This is a genomic window from Bathymodiolus azoricus thioautotrophic gill symbiont (assembly GCF_001298715.1).
In the GTDB taxonomy this organism is placed as follows: Bacteria; Pseudomonadota; Gammaproteobacteria; order PS1; family Pseudothioglobaceae; genus Thiodubiliella.
In genome coordinates this window covers 1-848 of the sequence record NZ_CDSC02000127.1, presented here as the reverse complement: position 1 = coordinate 848, position 848 = coordinate 1, and the positions used below count along the sequence as shown (strand labels likewise).

Annotated in this window: 2 protein-coding genes; one reads left to right on the top strand and one right to left on the bottom strand. The window is 31.4% G+C overall.

All coding sequences use genetic code 11. The annotated features are described in order from the left end of the window. A partial coding sequence (locus tag BAZSYMA_RS09820) for a hypothetical protein (protein WP_195910057.1) occupies window positions 1–443 on the top strand: 443 nt, incomplete at its 5' end. 23 nt (window positions 444–466) lie between these two features. Here BAZSYMA_RS09820 and BAZSYMA_RS02470 read toward each other — a convergent pair. Continuing rightward, the gene (locus BAZSYMA_RS02470) at window positions 467–706 is read right to left on the bottom strand and encodes an MGMT family protein (RefSeq protein WP_090715282.1); all 240 of its coding nucleotides are present in this window, start codon (window positions 704–706) and stop codon (window positions 467–469) included. Window positions 707–848 lie beyond the last annotated feature (142 nt).

Genomic DNA, 848 nt, shown 5'->3' with positions numbered 1-848 from the left:
GTTACGACTATATAATAAACAAAAATTATCAAGAAAAATTGTCCAATATATTCGCCAAGTATTTTAGTCAAAAAGGCTATAAAAATATTGCCGTTTATAATAAAACAAAAGAATATAAGAGCGAAGTTGATTTAATTATAACACTTGAACCTTCAGGGTTAGATCTTCCTGCGGCTCCAAATAATGCAGGTTATGGAGTTTATCAAAGATCATTTTTTGGTTTACGAGATAAAGCATCTACCTATATAGAGATGAATGCTCTTGTAAAATTAAAATCTGGTGAAGAATTCAATACACATTTTCATGATTTTGCCGCCGTCTCATTTAAAAATTTACCTAAAAAATGGAGTTATTTATCCAGTGCTCAAAAAAATGAAATTGAAAGAAAACTTGAACAAAATATAAAAAAGTCTATAAAAACTATGCATGATCTGGGTTTGTAATTAAAAACTATAGATCAACTACTTTAAACAGATATTTTCTTAAAATCTATAATCTTTCCATTCTTCACTAAAACGCCTTCTTTTTGAAGGCGTTTTATTTTTACAGATAGGTCATCTGCAAAACCCCCTAACTCTCCATTTGATTTCACCACACGATGACAAGGCACTTCAGGTGCAAAAGGGTTTTTATTCATCGCCGAGCCAACCGCACGATGTGCTTTTGGGCGATTAATGAGTTTTGCTAAACCACCGTAAGTAGTCAGCCCTTAAAAACCACACAAAACATTGATTTATAACAATAAAACTAACAATAACCCTAGACAAATCAACCAACTTTTGTTAAAATACCTCTTATTCCTTGGTCGTTTTGCTTAAAAAAATGTTAACTAAATCGGTTCTTTCAAG